Consider the following 3,081-nt stretch of genomic DNA (forward strand, 5'->3'; position numbering starts at 1 on the left):
AAAAAGCGAATAGGCTTCATCAATAAATAAGACTCCCCCAAGAGCTTCCCTAATTTTTTTCTTTGTTTTTCCGGCTGTTTGACCAACATATCCAGCCACAAAATCAGCCCTGCTTGCTACAATCAGATGGCCTCTATTTAAGACGCCACAGTCTTTCAAAAGCTCTGCATAAATCTTAGCTACGGTTGTTTTCCCAGTTCCAGGGTTACCCGTGAAAACAGCATGTAATTGAATCGGCACTGGTGACAGTCCTTTTTTCATTCGGTATTGCTGCATTTTTACAAATGAGATAAGTGACCTCATCTCCACTTTTAATGCATCTAACCCAATAAGACGGTCTAATTTTTCATATGGGGACTCATCATTTTCTTCTTTGTCGATAAGAAAGTCTTCTTTATTCAGTAACATATATTCTAGGATGTTTTCTTCCGCGATTTCCTTTAGAGAGCCCTTCTTGAAAATGGCATCGATAACGATATTGCGGACCGTTCTTGCATTACCAAATGTGTCATCTACCCGTTCACGATCGAGACGATGATTGATTTGAATTTTAGCGTCATCACTTAGAAAATAATCATTATCTGACGCAACCTGTTCAGCTATACTGATTAACTCGTCATTTGAATAATTAGGCAAATGAATGAGGTTGGACTGTGGAAAGCGACTGCGTAAACCTGGATTTGCATCTAAAAAGGTACGCATTTCTTCGGGATAGCCTGCCATGATCACCGCAAATTTTCCGCCATACTCATTTCCAGTCATTAGCGAAACTAACGTATCAATTGCCGCTTGACCATAATCATTTCCCGTTTGACCCTCGCGCTTCAGACTGTATGCTTCATCAATAAAAAGCACACCACCGATCGAACGTTCAACAATTTTGCGGACGTTTTCTTCCGTCTGGCCAACAAAAGAGCCGACAAGCTGCGAGCGGTCCGTTTCAATTACTTCTTCTCTAGGAAGAACACCTAATTCATGATAAATTTTCGCTAACAACCGCGCAAGGGTTGTTTTCCCCGTCCCCGGATTTCCGGTTAAAATCATATTCAGGCTCAGATCGTCCTTAATTTGAAATCCTAGATCCTTCCGCTGTTTTTGATACTTAAGAAATCGGTAAAAGTCGTTTACCCGTTTTTTGACAAACTCCATTCCAACCATATCATTTAGTTGATCTAGTGCATTGACTTGAGCAGTGTCAGATTGGACTTCTTCTTCATTAAATTGCCTTTGCCACGTTTCTTTGATTTCCTCTAAAATAGATAAATGCTTTTTTAAGTCATCATAATAGGTGGAGGTATGGAAAACACCTGTAATCGATTGATCATACTCTTCTACTGCTTTTAATAGCCTGCCTGTTTCGTCAATAGCTGTCGAAAACAACTCATATAGATGATTGTAATTTTGAAAAACATCAGTATTCCTTAATGTTGACGAAAGGTCTTTTTTTGCTGCTAGATCCGTTTGAATTTCATCTGCATTATTTAAAAAGTTTTGACAAACTTCTATGTATTGTTCGGCTGTTTTCTTTTTCGCTGTTCGGTTATCTGTCTCTCTCATAGAAGGAAAGGTAAGCGGTAATAGTAAGCCCTTCATCTTTTTCCAATCAGATTTCATCATATATTCTTTAGCTTCTTGATTATTTGGGAATAATGTAAGAGCTCTTTCCAACCATATGGATGCCATTTTATCCTGATTATTTCGTCCCAGTCGAGAGAGGGCGGCAACGGTTAAAAGTTTTGATAAGATGAGCGGATTGGATTCATCAGTCAATGCGGAAATTAATGCACTTTCATTTGAAATAGATCCATTTTGCTGTAATTCCTGTTCCCATTGCTTTAATTTCTCTTCATTATTTGTTTGCTGGTTTACAAGTTGTCTCAAGATTATCACTTCTTCTTCAAAATTTCCCTTCTATCTTACCATAACGGGTGCCCCATACCTAAGCAAAAGACCTGTCCAAAATGAACAGGTCTACACGTGTTTTTAGCTTTGTTGGTTATTTGCTTCATCTTTAATTTCTGACCGGAACGAATCAATGCTTTCCCGGCGGCGTTCATTCTTCTGCTCAATTTGCTGGCGTTGTGTCTCACTGTCAGTGAGGGCTAATGATTCCTCAGCTGCTTCAATATTATTTTCCGTATTTTGAATCATCGCTTGTAGTTTTTCAACATTATCACTACGATCATCTGGATTCGGTTTGTTATTAAAGGCCATTGTATTTCCTCCTATGGTGTGATTGTTACAGATATAGTTTGTTACGGACTGAAAAAAATAAACAGAGAATTTTTCGGAAACAACAAAAGCAGTGTGAACAACAAAAAAGACTCACTGGTTTTCACCAGTTAAGTCTTATAATTCATTATTATTCACCTTTTGTTTGTATTACTTGGGCATGATCGCCTGATTTATCATTCATTTTTTTTCCCTTATTGCCACTAAATCCTCGTGGCTGTGTCCCTACGTGGTCTGGTTGAAAACGTTTTGTTTGATATTTTTTACCCATGTCATGATCCCTCCTTATAAACATTTTGTCCATAAAGAAGGAAAACATAAATGGAAAACTTTTGTGTTATTCCGCTTTACCGAGACGCTTTTCTTCTAATCTTTGTTCAATTTTTTCCATCGCAGCACGATCTTTTAAGAGTTGTGTTTTATTTTCAGATACTAGCTCAGCAAATGAGCGTTTTCTAGGTTTTCTCATCGGTATCACCGTCCTTATATCCTATTCTAACAGTTATTATGCCCGGAAACGGTTGCAATTATTACAACTTTTTGAAAATTATAGCGTTTATAAATTTTTTTATTAAAAAAACTATTATAAGCTTTTGTATTTGAACTATCCATGGATTTTTTTGTGGATCCTGTCCGAATCAAGCTCGTATTCGGACAGGATCTAGGAATTTTTTGCGAATGTTTTCTAAATCAGTATTGTATTCGGACAGGATCAAGGAAATTTATGTGGATGTTGTCCGAATCAGCCTCGTATTCGGACAGGATCAAGGGGATTTTTGTGGATGTTGTCCGAATCAACCTCGTATTCGGACAGGACCAGGGGATTTTTTTCGGATGCTGTCTGAATCA

4 protein-coding genes are annotated in these 3,081 nt (G+C 37.9%); all 4 read right to left on the bottom strand.

The window, feature by feature from the left end; genetic code table 11:
• Window positions 1-1,881: AAA family ATPase (locus tag V7137_RS27545; protein ID WP_420490187.1), on the bottom strand; the 1,881-nt coding region annotated here is incomplete at its 3' end.
• A gap of 102 nt (window positions 1,882-1,983) precedes the next feature.
• Window positions 1,984-2,214, bottom strand: coding sequence for a small acid-soluble spore protein Tlp (tlp, locus tag V7137_RS27550; protein WP_335701021.1), 231 nt, complete (start codon window positions 2,212-2,214; stop codon window positions 1,984-1,986).
• A 148-nt stretch (window positions 2,215-2,362) separates the two neighbouring features.
• Window positions 2,363-2,503, bottom strand: coding sequence for an acid-soluble spore protein N (locus tag V7137_RS27555; protein WP_218348329.1), 141 nt, complete (start codon window positions 2,501-2,503; stop codon window positions 2,363-2,365).
• Window positions 2,504-2,569: 66 nt separating this feature from the next.
• Window positions 2,570-2,701 carry an FbpB family small basic protein gene (locus V7137_RS27560; protein WP_026567322.1) on the bottom strand — a complete coding sequence of 44 codons (132 nt, stop codon included), beginning with the start codon at window positions 2,699-2,701 and terminating at the stop codon, window positions 2,570-2,572.
• Between the last annotated feature and the right edge of the window lie 380 nt (window positions 2,702-3,081).

Origin of the sequence: Neobacillus drentensis, assembly GCF_036962765.1 — a bacterium.
Taxonomy (GTDB): Bacteria; Bacillota; Bacilli; order Bacillales; family Cytobacillaceae; genus Neobacillus; species Neobacillus drentensis_C.

Bases quoted from the DNA above. Each gene is read 5' to 3' on its own strand.
- tlp (WP_335701021.1), bottom strand. From the start codon at position 2,214: ATGGCCTTTAATAACAAACCGAATCCAGATGATCGTAGTGATAATGTT.
- V7137_RS27555 (WP_218348329.1), bottom strand. From the start codon at position 2,503: ATGGGTAAAAAATATCAAACAAAACGTTTTCAACCAGACCACGTAGGG.
- V7137_RS27560 (WP_026567322.1), bottom strand. From the start codon at position 2,701: ATGAGAAAACCTAGAAAACGCTCATTTGCTGAGCTAGTATCTGAAAAT.